Source organism: Sphingomonas aliaeris (genome assembly GCF_016743815.1).
Taxonomy (GTDB): Bacteria; Pseudomonadota; Alphaproteobacteria; order Sphingomonadales; family Sphingomonadaceae; genus Sphingomonas; species Sphingomonas aliaeris.
On the sequence record NZ_CP061035.1, the window covers coordinates 3,191,018 to 3,208,706 of the forward strand.

The window sequence follows — 17,689 nt, forward strand, 5'->3', positions numbered from 1 at the left end:
ACCGCAAAAGTGTAATTTTGCCGTCATCGAACCATCACAAAAGCCCAACCAAACTGACCGGAAGCGCACCTAGAGGCCAGTCCCAACGGGGACTGGTTTCGAGGGCGTTATGACACATCGTAAATATATCCTGGCATCGGGCATCAGCGCGTTTGCCCTTCTGGTTTCGGCACAGGCCTTCGCCCAGACGCTGCTGCCGCCCGAACCGGAAGAGGATCAGGCGATCATCGTGACGGGCGCGCGCCCGATCGCGGAATCGGAATCGACCGCGCTGACGATCCAGAAGAATTCGGACTCGCTCGTCACCGTCGTTGCCGCGGACGGCGTGGGTCGCCTGCCCGACCAGAATATCGCGCAGGCGACCAGCCGCCTTCCCGGTGTCGCCGTCGAGCGCGATCAGGGCCAGGCACGCTACATCTCGCTGCGTGGTGCCCCCAATTACTGGACGACGCTGTCGTTCGACGGGATCAACGTCGTCAGCCCGGAAGGCCGCGACGCCCGGTTCGACTCCATCCCCTCCGCGATCGCGTCGCAGATCATCGTGTCCAAGGCGGTGACCCCGGAAATGCCGGGCGAAACCGTATCCGGCAACGTCAACGTCATCACCCGCTCGGCGTTCGATTACAAAGGGCCGCACTTTGCCGGCAAGGCCGGGTTCGGCATCGCGGAACTCGGCAGCCGCAAGCAGTATGAAGGGTCGGCGGTCGTGTCGGACCGTTTCAACGTCGGCGGCGGCGAGATCGGCGTCTTGCTGTCGGGCAGCTACTACCAGCGCGCGATGATCACCGACAATTTCGAGACCGATTACGAACGTGTCTCGCAGGATCGGCGCCCCGGCAATGAGACGCGTTTCTGGGCGCAGGAGGCCGAGAACAAGCTGTATCGTCTGACGCGCAAGAACTGGTCGGTATCGGGTCGCGTGGATTACAAGCCGGACAGCGACAACACGATCTCGCTGCGGTCGATCTACACGATCTTCACCGATGACGAGGCGCGCGACAATTACCGCTTCGATCTCGATGATCGTCAGAGTGACCTCTCAACGGACACCGCCGCTTGCAACACGGCAATCAATCCCACGCCGACGACGACCGGCTATGCCGACGTCTGCATCGGCAACACGCCGCAAAAGGGTACGATCTACGGCATCGACATCCGCCAGCGCTCGACGCTGCGCGCGTTCCGCCAGTCAATCTTCACCAACACGCTGGAGGGCAATCACGACTTCGGCACGGGCTGGCACCTGAACTGGGTGGGCAACTATACGGAGTCCAAGGATGATCGCTCCGTCGTCGGTGAAGCGTCATGGGACAGCCCCTCAACGCGGACCTTGCGTCCAACCGTTGCATACGACTTCAGCGATCCAAACCGGTCTAGCCTGAACCTGTTCACGACGACCCAACTCGCCGGTCCGACGCGCTATCAGGCAGGCACGCCGGTCACCGCGATCGACACGTTCACCAAGCCGGCTTCGTCCTTCACCGTGCTGGACGCGATCGATACGACCAAGGCCTATACCGGCAAGCTGGTCCTGTCGCGCGAGACGGGCTTCATGGGCGGCGATGCGGTGTTCAAGGCCGGTTTCCAGTTCGATCAACGCACCAAGATTGCGGATGAGCGGCAAATCTCGCTCAACACCGCGGCGCAGTTCACCACGATCGGCCTGCCCAGCGATTACAATCAGTTCTCGACGAACGAGCCATTCGCCGGTGCGCTGCCGATGGGATACACCTTCCGCTATTTCGATACGGACAAGATGCGGACCGTCTCCGACGCCGCTCGCGCGAACTTCGCGTTCACGCCGAACGTCGGCAACAACTATAACGTGCAGGAGCAGGTCTATGCCGGCTTCCTGATGGGCACGGTCAAGTATGACTGGGGTTCGATCCTCGGCGGCGTTCGCGTCGAGCATCTGAAGAACCGGGGTTCCGCCATCACGCTGGTCGGCTCGACGCCGGGCGCGTTGGTCACCGCCGAATCCAGCCAGACCCTGTTTCTGCCCAGCCTTCACGTGAATTACAATCTGGACGATACCAAGAAGCTGCGCCTGTCGTTCAACTCCGGGGCAGCACGTGCGGACTATGACCAATTGCGGCCGAACATCGTCATCAGCGATCCCAACCAGACGATCTCGAGCGGTAATCCGTATGTCAAACCGGAACGCGCGCATGGCATCGACGCATATTTCGAATGGTACATGCGTCCGCAGGGCTATCTGATGGTCGGGCTGTTTTACAAGAAAGTGCAGGACGTTCTGTATCGCCAAACGCGTAAATACGGCTCCACGGAACTCGACACCACAACCAACCAACGATCGACTTACGATTTCTCGCAGATCACCAATGGCGGCGACGGTCGAGTCTTCGGCATGGAAGCGGCGGCACAGTTGCAGCTCGAACCCTGGACGGGCAATCTCGGCCTGCCCGACTGGATGGGCGGGTTCGGCGTCTCCGCCAACCTGACGCTCAACGACAGCCAGGTGACCAAGCCTGCAATCGGTATCGTCCCGGCGCGCAAGGTACGGTTGCCCGGCACGTCGGACAGCGTCTACAATCTGGGTGGATATTACGAGAAATACGGCCTGTCGCTTCGCGTTCAATATCAGCGCCGCAGCACCTGGCTGGACGGGATTGCGGACGATCTGACGGATGGCGGCGACACCTATTGGGCGGCGGATGACGAGATGGATGTATCGGCGCGCTATGCGATCACCCGCAACGTCGAAATCTATTTCGATGCGTCGAACGTGCTCAACAATCCCGGCCGCCGCTATTCCGAACCGGGCAATCTGTTGACGGCGGGTGGCATCCCGACCCCGCGCAGCGACAACCAGACGATCGAATGGGAGCGGTTCGGCCGCCGCTATTCGGGCGGCATCCGGGTCAACTTCTGATGCGCAAGACGATCGTCCGCGCGGGTCTGGCACTGGTCCCGTTCGTGCTGTCGGGCTGTTCGGCGACCGATACCGCCCCTGCGGCGAGCCCGGTCGCGACCGCTTCCGTACAGGCCCGCGGCGAGACGCAGGCGGTGGGGACGGCAAATGCCGATGCCGCGGACGATCCCGCAATCTGGCGCAACCCGTCCGATCCCGCCGCCGGCCTGATCGTGGGGACGGACAAGAAGGCCGGGCTGTACGTGTACGACCTGTCCGGCCGGCAACGCTCGTTCATCGATGCCGGGCGCGTCAACAATGTCGACCTGCGCGACATGGGCGACGCGGGCATCATCGTCGCCGCCAGCGATCGTAGCGACAAGGCGAATGCCAAGATCGCGTTGTTCCGGCTTGACCCAGCAACCGCAACGCTGACGGCGATCGGCAAGGTCTCGGCCGGTGCCGGAGAAGCGTACGGCATCTGCCTGTACCGCGAGGGCGATACCTTGTCCGCGTTCAACGTCATCAAGGACGGCACGATCCGCCAGGTCATGCTGAATATCCAGGGCGCGCCAAGCGGCAGGATCGTGCGGACGATGAAGCTCGGCACGCAATCCGAAGGCTGCGCGACCGATGAGCGCACGCACCGCCTGTATGTCGCGGAAGAGGATGTCGGTCTGTGGCGGTTCGATGCCAGCGCGTCCGGCAATCCGGACCCGATCCGGATCGGCGCGGCAGACGGCAAGCACATCGTCGCGGATACCGAAGGCGTGACGATCGCAGCGGAGGGCACCGGCAATGGCGGTTATCTTCTTGTGTCGAGCCAGGGTGACAACGCCTATGCCGTCTATCGTCTGTCCGACGACGGCTATGTGGGGCGGTTCCGTATCGCCAAGGGCAGTTTCGGCGCGACCGAGGAGACCGATGGCATCGACGCGGCTGTGGGTGATTTCGGGCCAGGCTATACTGGCGGATTGTTCGTTGCGCAGGACGGGCACAACGACCCGACGGCGCAGAACTTCAAGCTGGTCGCCTGGGCGGACATCAAGAAAGCGCTCGGCCTGGAGTAGGCTACCGACCGTCCTCTTCCTGCATCGTTATCTTAATCCAACCGTTCGTGCTGAGCCTGTCGAAGCACCTGTCCTCGGCGCACGCCCTTCGACAAGCTTAGGGCGAACGGTGGACGCGGACATGACGGCCGCGTCTCGCGTCAATCCTCGAAGCCGACGAACACCGCGGCCTCGGACACCGGGCGGCGTTCCGACACGACGGCGTTGGCCGCGAAGCTGTCGTCAGGCCAGCCGAGCGCGATGCTCTTCATGATCACCTGATCGTCCGGGATGCGCGCATGTTCGCGCACGACCGGCGACTGCATGATCCCTTGGCTGTTGATCACCGCCCCCAGCCCCCGCGACCAGGCGGCATTGACCAATGCGGTCGCCGCCGCGCCGCAATCGAACGCGGTATCGTCGCTGCCGGCCAGATGGCGGTCGTAGGTGATGATGACGCAGACCGGCGCATCGAACTGCCGAAAGCCGCGAAGCACCCAGTCCTGCCGCGCATCCTTGTCGTCGCGCGCGATGCCCATCGCGGCGAACAATTGCTTGGCGACACCGATCTGGCGATCGCGGTGCGGCCCGGCAAAGGCTTCACCGGTGCGGAATTCGCGCGACTGCGGGACGCCCGCGACCATCCGTTCGGTATTGCCCGCGCGGATCGCATCCAGCGCGGCGCCCGCGACGACGTGGAAATGATAGGGCTGCGTGTTCATCGACGACGGCGCCCGCATCGCCAGCGTCAATATCTCCTCGATCAGCGCGCGGGGTACCGGGTCGGGCTTGTAGCCGCGGATGCTGCGGCGGCCGAGGATCACGTCGTCGAACTGCATTTTTCCGTTCCATATCATCGTTGGCGCACGCCCCGCCTACAGACTTATCCCGCAGCGAACAGCCCGCTCCTGCTTTCGTCAGGCCCCGCCGAGCTCGGGAAATAGTTTTTCGATTTCTGCTTGCAGGTCGGACGCGCCGGGCAGCAGCCCGTAATGGTCGAGCATCCGCTTGACCAAGGCCGCCTTGTGCGGGCCGATCCCGGCCATCGCCTCAAATCCCGGCAGATCGCGATCGGCAAGCCGATCGGCCAGGTCGCCAAGCGTGCGATACCCCGCGGCGGTCAGCGTCCGGCGCAGGCCGGGCGGCAACACCGATTGCCCGACGGGAAGATCGCGCTCCGTCGCTCCCGGCCGCTTCGACCGCAGCCGCGTGCCCGCCGCCTTTTCCCGCTTCAACGACCGGCGGACATGCCCGAGTTGGCCCGATGTCAGCCCAAGCTTGCGCCCGATCTGACGATAGGACAGGCCCGCGGCACGCAATGCGCGGCCTTCCTCGACACTGGTCGCGGCTTGTTCCTGTCGGCTGAGCATCTACGCATCCTCCCCGCGGGCTCGACGTCCCGCGGTAATTGGCAAACCCTGCCATATACAGACCGACCTTCAAACCTGCCTGCCGGAGCGTTTGGCGTCCGCTCGGCGATTTTCTGTTCCGGACGATAAATTTTCTTCGCATCAATGTTGCGAATAAAAGACGATTAGGCACTCAGAGTTCGATCCGCCCGGCCACGCAGCGCGGCCTGTCGCCCGATCAGACTTTGGTGCTGATCAACGGCGTCCGCGCGCACACCTCGGCATTGCTTAACACCAACGGTTCGGTCGGCCGCGGTTCGGCGGCGGTCGATCTTAATACGATCCCGTCCGTGGCGCTGGACCGGATCGAGGTGCTGCGCGACGGCGGCGGCGCAATACGGGTCCGATGCGATCGCCGGCGTCGTCAACCTTCGCCTTCGCGAGGCGCGTAGCGGCGGCGGCGCGACGGTCAGCTACGGCAAGTACATCACCGACGTCGATACCGCGCGCGGATCGCGCAAGGAACGCGATGGCGAGACCGCGACCGTATCGGCATGGCAGGGCATCGGGCTGGGATCGGACGGGTTCCTGGCGATTTCGGGCGAGTATCTGAACCGCAACCCGACCAGCCGCGGCGACTTCGATCCACGCAAGACGCCGATCCGCGTCCGGTCGCGCTTCGGCGACCCCGAGGTCGAACAATATACCGGCTATATCAACGCCGGTAAGCCGCTCGGCGACAGCGGCTGGACGCTGTACGGCTTCGGCGGATACCAGCACCGCGACAGTGTCAGCGCCGCGACCCCGCGCATCGTCGGCGGAACTGGGGGCAATGCGAACGTCAGCGCCGATGCGCTCGCCAGCCTGTATCCGGACGGCTTCACCCCTTTGATCGCCGTGAAGTCGGTCGATCTGACCGCAACGGGTGGCGCACGCGGCGAATTGTCCGGCTGGAACGTCGATCTGAACGTGTCGTATGGCCGCAACAAGCTTACCTTCAACACGCGCAATTCCGGCAACGCCACGTACGGCGCGGCATCGCAGCGCGATTTCTACAGCGGCACGCTGACCTACGACCAGATCGTCGGCGGCATCGACGTGTCGAAGGAACTGCCGCTCGGCCACGGTACGATCAACATCGCGTTCGGCGAAGAATATCGCCGCGAGGGCTTCAAGATCGGCGCGGGTGAACCGGCGTCCTACAACCGGGCACCGGGCGCTGCTTCCACCCTTGGTTCGGGCGCACAGGGCTTTCCGGGCTTCCAGCCCTCGAACGTCGTCAACGCGCACCGCGATAACGTGTCCGGCTATCTCGACATCGAAGCCAAGCCGACCGAAGCGCTGACGCTGGGCATCGCCGGACGCGCCGAGAGCTATTCCGACTTCGGCGAAACCGCGACGGGCAAGCTGTCCGCCCGCTACGAATTCGCACCTTGGTTCGCGATCCGAGGCACCGCTTCGACCGGCTTCCGCGCGCCGTCGCTCCAGCAGCAATATTTCACCTCCACCGCGTCGGTGCTGACCGACGGCAATATCGTCGAAACCGGTCTTTTCCCGTCGACAAGCCCCGTCGGCCGCGCGCTGGGCGGGGTTCCGCTCAAGGCCGAAAAGGCACGCAACCTGTCGGTCGGTACCGTGATCCGGTTCGGCGGGTTCGATCTGTCGGTCGACGCCTATCAGATCAAGGTGCGCGACCAGATCGCCTTGTCCGAAAACCTCAGCGGCGCCGCCGTGATCGGACGATTGCGCGACGAGGGCATTACCAGCGTGACGGCTGGCCGGTATTTCCTGAACGGCATCCGATCCACGACGAAGGGCATAGACGTGGTCGCGCATTACCGCACCCGGACCGATGCCATCGGGACGTTCGATCTCACTGCGGCCGCCAACTTCAACGATATCAAGATAACGCGCGCCCCGGGCACGGCGACGATCACGGGGTCAGGTGGGACCGCAACGCTGCCGATCTTCAGCCGCCAGCGCATAATCTCGTTCGAACAGGGCACGCCGCGGACGAAGGTGGTCGGCACGATCGACTGGTCGCTGCAGGATCTTGGCGTCACCGCGCGCGCCTCCTATTATGGCGACGTGACCCAGCCGAGCAGCAACGGCTTCGCGCAAGATGACATCCACGCCGGCAAGCATACGATCTTCGATCGCGAGGCGCTATCAGGTCGTCCGCAACTTGAACGTCGCGATCGGCGCCAACAACCTGTTCGACACCTATCCCGACGCCGTCGCCCTCACCTCGTCACGGGGCACCGTGCTCAACAGCACGGGTCTCGTCGGCTTCCCATACTATTCGCCGTTCGGGTTCAACGGACGCTATCTCTACGCCCGTGTGGGCGTGAGCTGGTAAGGGTCTAGCGCATAAGGGATCGCCAAGCGGCGATCCGAAGCCGCCGGCCCCTCGGGTCGGCGGTCCTTCAACTCGTGAAACGAGCGGCAATTAGCGCCGGTGCTTGCCGCCGTAGTGCTTGCCGATATAGCCGCCGATTCGCGCCATCTCGCGCGCAGCGGCACCGCTGGCTTCCGAGCAACAGGGTAGCGGATCGCGTTCGGCCTGCGCCGCGCGCATCGCGACGCGGTCGCACAGATCCTCGATATCGGCGCGACTTAGCAGGTTTTTCTCCCGCATCAGGCACAGCAGGCTTTGCAGGATGATAAGGCTCTCATCCGTAGCGCGGGGCTCCATCGTGGCGCCTTGCTGAGCGGGACGAAGGACGGATTCGTTGATATCCACGGCATCTTCTCCTCTTATCTTTCGAGGATGCTACGCCGATTTCCGCAGATTGAAAGCCCCCAGGCCGTATCGCCCCGCTCTTACCGGGGCGTAGGCTCGGCCAGCCCGCCGCCCAGCGCGCGGTACAATTCGACCATGTTGCTTTCCTGCGTCAACCGCGTCGTCACCAGTTGCAGCCGGGCGGCATAGGCCGTGCGTTGCGCGTCCAATGCGACCAGGAACGAGTCCACGCCCGCCCGGTACCGCGCATCCGATAGCCGCCCCGCCACCTCGGCGGAGTTGACCCGCGCCGACTGTGCGGACACCTGTTCCTCGATTGTCCCGCGCTGCGCCAGCGCATCGGCGACCTCGCGAAACGCCGTCTGTACTGCCCGCTCATAGGTCGCCTGGGCAACGACCTGCGACGCACGGGCATAGTCTAGATTACCCTTGTTGCGTCCGGCGTCGAACAGCGGCAGACCGATCGTCGGGCCGACGCTGTAGGTATAGCTGCCCCCGGAAAACAGCCCGGACAAAGCGGTCGAGATCGTGCCGAGCGCCGCGGTCAACGATATCTGCGGGAAGAACGCAGCGCGCGCCGCGCCGATATTGGCATTCTGCGCGATCAACTGATGTTCGGCCTGCAGCACGTCCGGCCGGCTCAGCAGGATCGACGAATCCAGATTCCCCGGCAGAGCCTCCCGCGTCAGGCGATTGGCAGCCAGGCCGTTCGGCAATTGCTCGGTAGCGACCGGCGCACCGACCAGCAGGTCGAGCGCATTCTTGTCCTGCGCGATCTTCGCGGTCAGCGCGGCGATGTCGTTGCGGGTGCCCTGGTAATTGGTATCCGCCTGCCGCGCCTCGAGCTCAGACGCGACGCCGATCTCGAACTGCGCGCGCGTGAGGCGGGACGTTTCGGCGAACGCCTTCAACGTCTCGCGCGAGAGCCTGAGCTGTTCCTGGTCGGACGCCATCGTCAGCCAAGCGGTGGCGATTTCCGCGATCAGGCTGATGCGCGCAGCACGCTGCGCCTCCTCGCTCGCGAAATACTGCTCCTGCGCGGCGCGGCTAAGGTTCCGTATCCGGCCGAACAGATCGAGTTCGAATGCCGATATGCCGATCTGTCCCTGATAGATCTGAAAATCGGTCGATCCACCACCGGTCGCCCCGGTTCCGGCCCCAGCGCCGGCGCCAGCCCCAACCGCCCCGGCCCCGCCACCCGCGCCGAGCGCATTGTTGGTGAAGGTCGCGCCACCGGTCGCATTCACCGTTGGCAACAGGTCCGCCCGCTGTACGCGATATTGCGCGCGCGCCTGCAAAACGTTGCCAGCGGCGATGCGCAGGTCGCGATTGTTGGCGAGACCTGCATCGATCACCGCCTGAAGGCGCGGATCGGTGAAGAACGCTCTCCAGCCGATCTTCGTCACGTCCGGGGCATCGGTCTTGGCGCGGGGATACGGACCACCCTGCGGGAAGGACGGGGGAACGACCGCCCCCGGCCGCGTATAGTTCGGCGCGAGATTACAGCCCGACAAGGCGGTCGATAGCGCAAGTACGGCAGTGATGGCAAAGCGGTTCACGGGGTCATGCTCCCTGGACGGCGGGTTCGCCGTCCGAATGATCGTGCCGTTCCGCGGCTTTGGGGCCGCCCTGGCCGAACAGGCGCAGGACGACGACGAAGAACATGGGCACGAAGAAGATAGCGAGGATCGTCGCTGACAACATGCCGCCGACGACCGCGCGGCCGATCGCGTTCTGGCCGCCTGCACCCGCTCCGGTAGAGATCGCCAGCGGCAGCACGCCGAAGATGAACGCGAGACTGGTCATCAGGATCGGGCGCAGACGTAGTCTGGCGGCGGCGACCGCGGCTTCGAACGGCGCCATGCCCTCCGCGATCCGTTCTTCGGCAAACTCCACGATCAGGATCGCGTTCTTCGCCGACACGCCGATCGTGGTGATCAGGCCGACCTGCAGGTAGATGTCGTTGTTCAGCCCCGTCAGCACGGCGGCGAGCACCGCACCCAGAATGCCGAGCGGCACGACGAGCAGCACCGAGATCGGCACCGTCCAGCTTTCGTACAGCGCGGCGAGGCAGAGGAACACGATGATCATCGACAGGCCGTACAAGGCTGGCGCCTGACCACCCGACAGCCGCTCCTCATAGGAAAGGCCGGTCCATTCCAGCGTGGTGCCCGGCGGCAGCTTGGCATGGATTTCCTCCATCGCATTCATCGCGTCACCGCTGCTGAGGCCCTGACCCGGCGAACCCTGGATCTGCATTGCGGACTGTCCGTTATAGCGGGTCAGCTGCACCGGCGCCTGCGCCCAACTCAGCGTGGAAAAGGCAGGATAAGGCGACATCTGACCGGCCGCACCGCGAACGTAGAAGTCGCCAATATCCTCCGGCGCGAGCCGGAACGGCGCATCCGCCTGGATATAGACGCGCTTCACGCGGCCGCGATCGATAAAGTCGTTGACGTACGATCCACCCCACGCCGTCGCGATCGTAGAATTGATCGCCGACAGGTCGAGACCCAGCGCGCGCGCCTTGTCCTGGTCGATTTCCACCTTCAACTGCGGCGCATCGTCAAGACTGACAGGACGGACCTGGGCCAGCCTTTTGTCCTGTGCCGCCATGCTGAGCATCATGTTCCGCGCGGCGAGCAGCTTGTCGTGCCCGATCCCGCCGGTATCGACCAACTGCGCGTCGAAGCCGGTGGCGTTGCCCAGCTCCTGCACGGCCGGCGGGGCCAGGGCGAAGATCGTGCCGTCCTTATATTGCGAGAACGCCCCCATCGCGCGGCCGACGATCGCGGGAGCGCGGTTGTCGGCACCTGGTCGATCCTCCCAGGACTTCAGCTTGATGAAGGCCAGGCCGGCATTCTGCCCCTGTCCTGCGAAACTGAATCCGTTGATCGTGAACACGGCATCCACGTTCGCCTTTTCATTATTCAGGAAATGACTGCGGACGAGGTCCAGCCCCTTGTCGGTGCGGGCGGTCGTCGCCCCCGACGGACCCTGGACGAGCGCGATCAGCGTCCCCTGATCTTCGTCCGGCAAGAAGCCTCCCGGCAAGCGGAAGAACAACAGGCACATGCCAAGCACGATGACGGCATAGATGATCAGCGAGCGACCCCAATGCCGCGCCGTGCTCTTCACGCCCTTCTCGTACTTCACCTGGCCACGTTCGAACTTGTCGTTGAACCAGCGGAAGAAGCGCGCGAGCGGCCCCTTGCCTTCCGCCTTGTCCGGATCGTGCGGCTTCAGGATCGCGGCGCATAAGGCCGGCGTCAGGATCAACGCGACCATCACCGACAGCACCATCGCCGAGACGATCGTGATCGAGAACTGGCGATAGATGACGCCGGTCGATCCGCCGAAGAACGCCATCGGCAGGAACACCGCGGACAGGACGAGGCCGATGCCGACCAGCGCGCCGCTGATCTCGTCCATCGATTTTCGCGCCGCTTCCTTGGGCGAAAGATGTTCGTCCTGAATCAGGCGCTCCACGTTTTCCACCACGACGATCGCGTCATCGACCAACAGGCCGATCGCCAGCACCATTCCGAACAAGGTCAGCGTGTTGATCGAGAAACCGGCCAGCGCCATCACCGCGAACGTGCCGAGCAGCACGACCGGCACCGCGATCGTCGGGATGATCGTCGCGCGCCAATTCTGCAGGAACAGAAACATGACGAGGAACACGAGAACGACCGCCTCAATCAGCGTCTCGATCACCTGCTTGACCGACAGGCGGACGAACGGCGTGGAATCGTACGGATAGACGACCTTGACGTCCTGCGGGAACGTCTTGGCGATCCGCTCGACTTCCGCCTTGACGGCATCGACCGTAGCCAGAGCATTGGCACCCGGCGCCAGTTTCACACCGAAACCGGACGCCGGTTGGCCGTTATAGCGTGGGTCGAAGCCATATTGCTCCGCACCCAGTTCGACGCGCGCGACGTCGGACAGGCGAACGACCGCGCCGCCCTCAGTCGTTTTCAGGCTGATATTGCCGAACTGCTCGGGCGTCTGAAGCCGCGACTGGACCGAGACGGTCGCGTTGAGCATCTGCTCCTTCGGGGCGGGCTGCGCACCGATCTGACCGGCGGAAACCTGGGCGTTCTGCGCGGAGACCGCAGCGGTGACGTCCGCGATTGTCAGCTGATAGGCATTGAGCTTCAGCGGATCGACCCAGATGCGCATCGCATATTGCGCGCCAAACACCTGCGTGTCGCCGACGCCGGCTACGCGACTGAGCGGATCCTGCAAACGCGCGGCGACATAGTCGGACAGATCGTTCGCGCTATGGCTGCCGTCCGATGAATACAAAGCGACGATCAACAGGAAACTGGCGCTGGATTTCGCGACGCGGATACCCTGCTGCTGCACTTCCTGCGGCAGGAGTGGCGTCGCCGCCTGCAGCTTGTTCTGCACCTGCACCTGCGCGATGTCCGGATCAGTGCCCTGTTCGAACGTCAGCGTAATCGTGACGGTGCCCGCGGAGGAGGAGGAGGACGAGAAGTAGCGAAGGTTGTCGATACCCTTCATCTGCTGCTCGATGATCTGCGTCGTCGTATTCTCCAGCGTGGTCGCATCCGCGCCCGGATAGGTCGCGCTGATCGTCACCGCTGGCGGCGCGATTTCCGGGAACTGGGCAATCGCCAGGCCGCGGATGGCGATACCACCCGCCAGCATGAGCACGATGGCGATGACCCATGCGAAAATGGGACGGTCGATGAAATAGCGTGACATGGGCTTATTTCGCCTGACCGGAGGATTGGCCCGCGGACTGCCCCGGCGCACCGCCCGCAGGCTTTGCATTCGGATTCCACGGCGCCGGTTTCACGACCGCGCCAGGCTGGAGCATCGAAGCCCCCTCCATGATCACGCGGTCACCAGCCTTCAGACCGGAAGTCACCAGCCAGTTGTCACCGATCGTGCGCGGCGCTTGCAACAGGCGCAGCTCGATCTTGTCACCCGCACCGACGACCAGTGCCGTAGGCTGGCCCTTCTCGTTACGCGTCACCGCGCGTTGCGGCACGAGCAGGGCCTGCTGCTGCGTGCCTTCGACCAGTTCCGCCTTCACATACATGCCCGGCAGCAGCAGACCGTTGCGGTTCGAGAATTTAGCCCGGATCGTCTGCGTGCCCGTCGTGGGATCAACCGAGACGTTGGTGAATTGCAGGATCCCCTCTTCCGGATAGACGCTGCCATCCTCAAGCTTCAGGCGAACACGCGCCGCTTGGCCGTCGCGCGACAATTTCCCGCTCGAAATCTGCTGACGCAGTTTCAGCAGGTCCGCACTCGCCTGCGCCACGTCGACATAGATCGGGTCGAGCCGCTGGATCGTCGTCAGCGCCGTGGTCTGCCCCGCGGTCACCAGACCACCGGTCGTCACGACCGACGTTCCGATCCGTCCCGAGATGGGCGCGCGTACGGTCGTACGGGCCAGATCGATCTGCGCCGTACGCAACGCGGCTTGCTGCGCCGCAACATCTGCCTGCGCCTGTTGCGACGTCGTGATGGCGTTTTCGTAATCCTGACGCGCGATTGCGTTGATCTTGACCAGCTCGCCATACCGGCGGGCCAGCGCGGAGCTGGATGCAATCGCAGCCCGTGCCCTCGCCAGTGCCGCGCGAGCATTCGCGACCTGCGCGACATAAGGCTGCGGATCGATTCGGTAGAGCGCCTGCCCCTCGCGGACCTGGTCGCCTTCGGCGAACAGACGCGCCGTAATCAGGCCGTTCACCTGGGGGCGAACCTCCGAAGTCTCAAAGGCGGAGGTCCGTCCCGGCAGTTCGCTGGTCAGCGTAACCGATTGTGGTTGCACGGTGATCACACCTACCTGCGGGGTCGGTGGGGGCGCCTGTTTCGGTTCTCCGCCACAGGCCGAAAGGGCCATAAGGACTGCGCCAGCCGTCGCGAATCGGATCAAAGTCATGGCCATCTCGTGAAAATGTGATATGTGAGTGAACGCTCACTTACATTTTGCTGCTACTGCGAAGAGAATTGGAGGTCAAGCACTCGTGTCTATCATTCCGACCGATCCGAAAACACCGGGAGCAGTCGGGCAGGACGCATCATGCATCAAGCTCGGGCGCGCGGAAGTCCGGCGCGAGAAGGTGATTGCCACGGCAAGAACTCTGTTTGCCGAACAAGGGTTCCACAATACCGGCATAGCGCAGATCGCGAAGCACTCCGGCGTGCTAGTCGGACAACTCTACCGCGATTTCGCCAAGAAGGAGGACATCGTCGCGGCGATCGTGTCGCGCGACCTGGAACTGTTTCTCGCGGAATCCGAATTACGTGAGGCGACCATCGCGCATGATCTCCACGCGGTGCGCGACTGGGTCGCCGACTTCATCGCCTGCCCGCCGGACGACAAGGACATGCGGCTGATCGCCGACATCATGGCCGAGGCGCAGCGCAACGATCGTATCGCGACGATCGTTTCCGACCTGCACGAGAGACTGCGCGGAACGATCGCAACCGCACTTGCCGCAATCGTTCCGGACGCGAGAAAAGATCGTCAGCGCCTTTTGCTGACCGAGATGATCCTGACGATCTCCGCCGGCAGTTTTCATCGTCGACTGGCGCAGAATGGCGTGATCGACCCGGTCGTGACCGCCGCCCTGACCGACATGGTCGGTCGGGAGATCGACGCATTGATCGCGGCCTGACCGCTGGTCTCCGCGGCGGTCCCGATCAGGTTTCGGTCAGCGGCACCGTCTGCTGGTGTTGCACGACCTGCCAGTCGTCATGCGCACGGCGGCGATAGGTCGAGGTGCAATAAGCGGCGAACTTCTCTTCGTCGCGTTCGACGGCGATATGATAGGCGACAACGATAAGCCCTTCTTCCGGCCTAGCGATGCGCTGGTCGGAGAAACTCGCCTTCGTCCAGCGCGGCGTCGCGGCGACGGCCTCGACCGCGTGCTGCCCGCTGAACACGAATGGCGGAACGAGCAACACCATGGTGCAGGCCTCGTCGATCAGTTCGCGATAATGTTCGGCATCGCCGGTCCACAAGCTTTCCTCGAAAGCCCAAACGCGATCGTCGTCCATGATTATCTCCTGTTTTCAGGATGCTGAAGCCTTCGCACGGGCGGATCGTTCCGTCCGGGATCGCCCGGACCGGATAAATCGTGAGGCCGGGTGCAAAGCGGGATGCCCGATCTGCGTCCTGCCGCGTTATGCCTCCCGAATGTCCCGACCGTGCCCCACATGACCGAACTGACCGTCTGGCACGATGGCGCATGCCCGCTGTGCCGCCGCGAAATCGCGCTGTTCCGCCGGCTCGACCGGGCGGGGCACATCACCTTTGTCGACGTATCCGGCGACGAACCGGTCGCATGTCCGATCGACCGGGACGCCATGCTGGCACGCTTCCATGCGCGCGAGGACGGGCGGTTGCTGTCCGGCGCTGCGGCCTTTGCGGCGATGTGGCGCGCCATTCCGATGTTGCGGCCGATCGGTCTGGCCGCGCGGAACCCGGTCGTACTAGCGGTTCTGGACAAGGTGTATGCCCGCTTCCTGCGCGTTCGTCCCGGCATGCAGCGTCTTGCGCGAAAGTGGGAGCGATGATGACTCCGACACCCGACCCCGTCCGTCCCGGGCAGGAAAGCGTCTGGTCCTATCCCCGGCCCGCCATTGCGGAGCCGACCGGCGCCCGTATCATGATCGAACATCGCGGCGTCGTGCTGGCGGATACGCGCGCGAGCGTCAGGACGCTCGAGACGAGCCACCCACCAAGCTATTACATCCCCCGCGCCGATATCCGGGAGGGTGTCCTGCGTCGCGGCGAAGGCACGTCGTTCTGCGAATGGAAGGGCGCCGCCGTCTATTGGGATGTCGTCGTCGACGGCCTCGTTCTCGCCAGCGTCGGGTGGAGTTATCCGACCCCCACCCGTCCGTTCGCCGCGCTGAAGGATCACGTCGCTTTCTACGCCGCGGCGTTCGACCGGTGCAGCGTGAACGGCGCCACCGTCACGCCCCAGCCCGGCGGTTTTTATGGCGGCTGGATCACCGACGCGGTGGCCGGGCCGTTCAAGGGTATCCCCGGAAGCAGGTTCTGGTGAACGGAGTGCCGATATGAGCGATGAATTCGATCCGGCATCCCGCGATGCGCGCGGACGGGCCGTTCCAAGCGGGCGGCTGTCGCGAATGGGCGTCTTCGGGAAACTCGCCGGCGGTGTCGCTGGTGGCGTGATCGCGGAGGGTGCGCGGCGAATTGCCGACGGGCAACGGCCGAAGATGAGCGATCTGTTGCTGACCCCCGGCAATATCGGGCGCGTCGCGGACCAATTGTCGCACCTGCGCGGGGCGGCGATGAAGCTGGGCCAGATGATATCGATGGATGCCGGCGATTTCCTGCCGCCCGAACTGACGCAGATCCTCGGCCGGCTTCGCGATCGCGCGCATCACATGCCGCCCGCCCAATTGCAGCAGGTGCTGGCGCGCGAATGGGGCAAGGACTGGCGACGCCGCTTCGCCCGGTTCGAGGCCGGGCCGTTCGCCGCCGCCTCGATCGGTCAGGTCCATCGCGCCCGGACCCACGACGGCCGGGATCTCGCGATCAAGGTCCAGTATCCCGGCGTTCGAGACAGCATCGATTCGGATGTCGATAACGTCGCGACGTTGCTGCGCGTGTCCGGCCTGCTGCCCAAGTCGATCGATATCGCGCCGCTGCTGGTGGAGGCCAAGCGCCAGTTGCACGAAGAAGCGGATTATATCCGCGAGGGGCGGCAACTTGCCCGATTCGGAACGTTGCTGGCGGACGACCCCGATTACAGAGTCCCTATTCTGGACGCAGAATTTTCCAGCGCGAACGTGCTGGCGATGAGCTTCATCGATGCCGTCCCGATCGAATCCCTCGAGACGGCGGAGCAAGGCGTGCGGGACGCGGCGATGCGCAAGCTGATCGCGCTCGTGCTGCGCGAACTGTTCGATTTCGGATTGATGCAGACCGACCCGAACTTCGCGAACTATCGATACGAGCCGGCGACCGGGCGGCTGGTATTGCTCGACTTCGGAGCGACCCGCACCGTGAGCGACGGGACGGCGGAGGCGTATCGCGCCTTGCTGGGCTCAGGGTTGGCGAACGACCGCGACGCGGTCCGTGATGCGGCGATTTCGGCCGGATTCCTGGGTTTTGCGGCCGTCGAACAGCACCGCGTCCTGGTCGATCGGATGATCGATATCGTCCTGGCGGAGATGAACCGCGCCGGCCCGTTCGACTTCGGCGATCGCGCGTTCGTCGGCGTGCTGCGCGAACAGGGCATGGTCATGGCGGCGGACCGGGACACGTGGCATGTGCCGCCCGTCGACACTTTGTTCGTCCAGCGGAAGATCAGCGGAACAGCCCTGCTGGCCGCCCGGTTGAAGGCGCGGATAGACGTCCGGTCGATGATCGGCGCGGCGTTAACATATCGTGACGTATCGGCATCATATACGCCGGAAACGTCGGGCGGGGATTAGACGACAAGGGCAACCTGTGATAGGGCCGCGACTGTCGGATGTAGCGGGGTTCTTCGTCCGGCGCGGAGCATTTGAAACTATTTTACCTTCCGTATCGTATGTCGGGAAGGGTCCGACCTGACCGGTTAGGCATTCGCTCGAAGTCGCAGGCATTCAAGCTCGCCTGTCGCGCGAAACTATTTCGGGGATTGTTGGTTCTGTGCCGATGGGGAACATTTCG

General features: G+C 64.0%; 13 protein-coding genes and 1 pseudogene. 7 read left to right on the plus strand and 7 right to left on the minus strand.

The features are described 5' to 3' along the window. Positions 1-109 precede the first annotated feature (109 nt). A complete protein-coding gene (locus tag H5J25_RS15085; protein WP_202092386.1) occupies positions 110-2,893 on the plus strand; it encodes a TonB-dependent receptor in 2,784 nt (927 codons plus the stop codon). Beyond that, positions 2,893-3,942 (plus strand): phytase, encoded by a 1,050-nt coding sequence (locus H5J25_RS15090; protein WP_202092395.1) that lies wholly within the window; start codon positions 2,893-2,895, stop codon positions 3,940-3,942. The genes H5J25_RS15085 and H5J25_RS15090 overlap by 1 nt, the downstream gene beginning before the upstream one ends. Positions 3,943-4,082: 140 nt before the next feature. Here H5J25_RS15090 and H5J25_RS15095 read toward each other — a convergent pair whose 3' ends face one another. Continuing rightward, a complete protein-coding gene (locus tag H5J25_RS15095; protein WP_202092398.1) occupies positions 4,083-4,760 on the minus strand; it encodes a nitroreductase in 678 nt (225 codons plus the stop codon). Positions 4,761-4,838: 78 nt separating this feature from the next. Beyond that, entirely contained in the window at positions 4,839-5,291 is a 453-nt protein-coding gene (locus H5J25_RS15100; protein WP_202092400.1) for a hypothetical protein, read from the minus strand. A gap of 179 nt (positions 5,292-5,470) precedes the next feature. On the opposite strand from H5J25_RS15100, the pseudogene H5J25_RS15105 reads away from it, so the two are divergent. Beyond that, positions 5,471-7,629 (plus strand): annotated as a pseudogene (locus H5J25_RS15105) (TonB-dependent receptor); the annotation flags it as partial. A 90-nt stretch (positions 7,630-7,719) separates the two neighbouring features. On the opposite strand, the gene H5J25_RS15110 reads toward H5J25_RS15105, so the two are convergent. The 4 genes from H5J25_RS15110 to H5J25_RS15125 all read right to left on the minus strand — a co-directional run bounded on the left by H5J25_RS15110 (position 7,720) and on the right by H5J25_RS15125 (position 13,936). Continuing rightward, a complete protein-coding gene (locus H5J25_RS15110; RefSeq protein ID WP_404829540.1) occupies positions 7,720-8,013 on the minus strand; it encodes a hypothetical protein in 294 nt (97 codons plus the stop codon). Positions 8,014-8,093: 80 nt separating this feature from the next. After that, a complete protein-coding gene (locus H5J25_RS15115; protein WP_202092402.1) occupies positions 8,094-9,572 on the minus strand; it encodes an efflux transporter outer membrane subunit in 1,479 nt (492 codons plus the stop codon). Between the two features lie 4 nt (positions 9,573-9,576). After that, entirely contained in the window at positions 9,577-12,747 is a 3,171-nt protein-coding gene (locus H5J25_RS15120) for an efflux RND transporter permease subunit (protein ID WP_202092405.1), read from the minus strand. Between the two features lie 4 nt (positions 12,748-12,751). Continuing rightward, positions 12,752-13,936, minus strand: coding sequence for an efflux RND transporter periplasmic adaptor subunit (locus tag H5J25_RS15125; protein WP_202092407.1), 1,185 nt, complete (start codon positions 13,934-13,936; stop codon positions 12,752-12,754). 85 nt (positions 13,937-14,021) lie between these two features. On the opposite strand from H5J25_RS15125, the gene H5J25_RS15130 reads away from it, so the two are divergent. Beyond that, positions 14,022-14,675: a TetR/AcrR family transcriptional regulator gene (locus H5J25_RS15130; protein WP_202092409.1), complete on the plus strand. Its 654-nt coding sequence runs from the start codon at positions 14,022-14,024 to the stop codon at positions 14,673-14,675. Positions 14,676-14,700: 25 nt separating this feature from the next. On the opposite strand, the gene H5J25_RS15135 is transcribed toward H5J25_RS15130, so the two are convergent. Continuing rightward, on the minus strand, positions 14,701-15,057 hold the full coding sequence (locus H5J25_RS15135; RefSeq protein ID WP_202092411.1) for a nuclear transport factor 2 family protein: 357 nt from the start codon (positions 15,055-15,057) through the stop codon (positions 14,701-14,703). A 159-nt stretch (positions 15,058-15,216) separates the two neighbouring features. On the opposite strand from H5J25_RS15135, the gene H5J25_RS15140 reads away from it, so the two are divergent. Genes H5J25_RS15140 through H5J25_RS15150 form a run of 3 tightly spaced genes read left to right on the plus strand, consistent with a single transcriptional unit; the run spans position 15,217 to position 17,469 of the window. Beyond that, positions 15,217-15,576: a thiol-disulfide oxidoreductase DCC family protein gene (locus tag H5J25_RS15140; RefSeq protein WP_202092413.1), complete on the plus strand. Its 360-nt coding sequence runs from the start codon at positions 15,217-15,219 to the stop codon at positions 15,574-15,576. Continuing rightward, entirely contained in the window at positions 15,576-16,070 is a 495-nt protein-coding gene (locus H5J25_RS15145; protein ID WP_202092415.1) for a DUF427 domain-containing protein, read from the plus strand. Before H5J25_RS15140 ends, H5J25_RS15145 begins: the two co-directional genes overlap by 1 nt. 13 nt (positions 16,071-16,083) lie before the next feature. Next, a complete protein-coding gene (locus tag H5J25_RS15150) occupies positions 16,084-17,469 on the plus strand; it encodes an ABC1 kinase family protein (RefSeq protein WP_202092423.1) in 1,386 nt (461 codons plus the stop codon). Positions 17,470-17,689: the final 220 nt, after the last annotated feature.

Bases quoted from the DNA above. Each gene is read 5' to 3' on its own strand.
- H5J25_RS15135 (WP_202092411.1), bottom strand. From the start codon at position 15,057: ATGGACGACGATCGCGTTTGGGCTTTCGAGGAAAGCTTGTGGACCGGC.
- H5J25_RS15100 (WP_202092400.1), bottom strand. From the start codon at position 5,291: ATGCTCAGCCGACAGGAACAAGCCGCGACCAGTGTCGAGGAAGGCCGC.
- H5J25_RS15095 (WP_202092398.1), bottom strand. From the start codon at position 4,760: ATGCAGTTCGACGACGTGATCCTCGGCCGCCGCAGCATCCGCGGCTAC.
- H5J25_RS15145 (WP_202092415.1), top strand. From the start codon at position 15,576: ATGACTCCGACACCCGACCCCGTCCGTCCCGGGCAGGAAAGCGTCTGG.
- H5J25_RS15140 (WP_202092413.1), top strand. From the start codon at position 15,217: ATGACCGAACTGACCGTCTGGCACGATGGCGCATGCCCGCTGTGCCGC.
- H5J25_RS15120 (WP_202092405.1), bottom strand. From the start codon at position 12,747: ATGTCACGCTATTTCATCGACCGTCCCATTTTCGCATGGGTCATCGCC.
- H5J25_RS15125 (WP_202092407.1), bottom strand. From the start codon at position 13,936: ATGACTTTGATCCGATTCGCGACGGCTGGCGCAGTCCTTATGGCCCTT.
- H5J25_RS15085 (WP_202092386.1), top strand. From the start codon at position 110: ATGACACATCGTAAATATATCCTGGCATCGGGCATCAGCGCGTTTGCC.
- H5J25_RS15090 (WP_202092395.1), top strand. From the start codon at position 2,893: ATGCGCAAGACGATCGTCCGCGCGGGTCTGGCACTGGTCCCGTTCGTG.
- H5J25_RS15150 (WP_202092423.1), top strand. From the start codon at position 16,084: ATGAGCGATGAATTCGATCCGGCATCCCGCGATGCGCGCGGACGGGCC.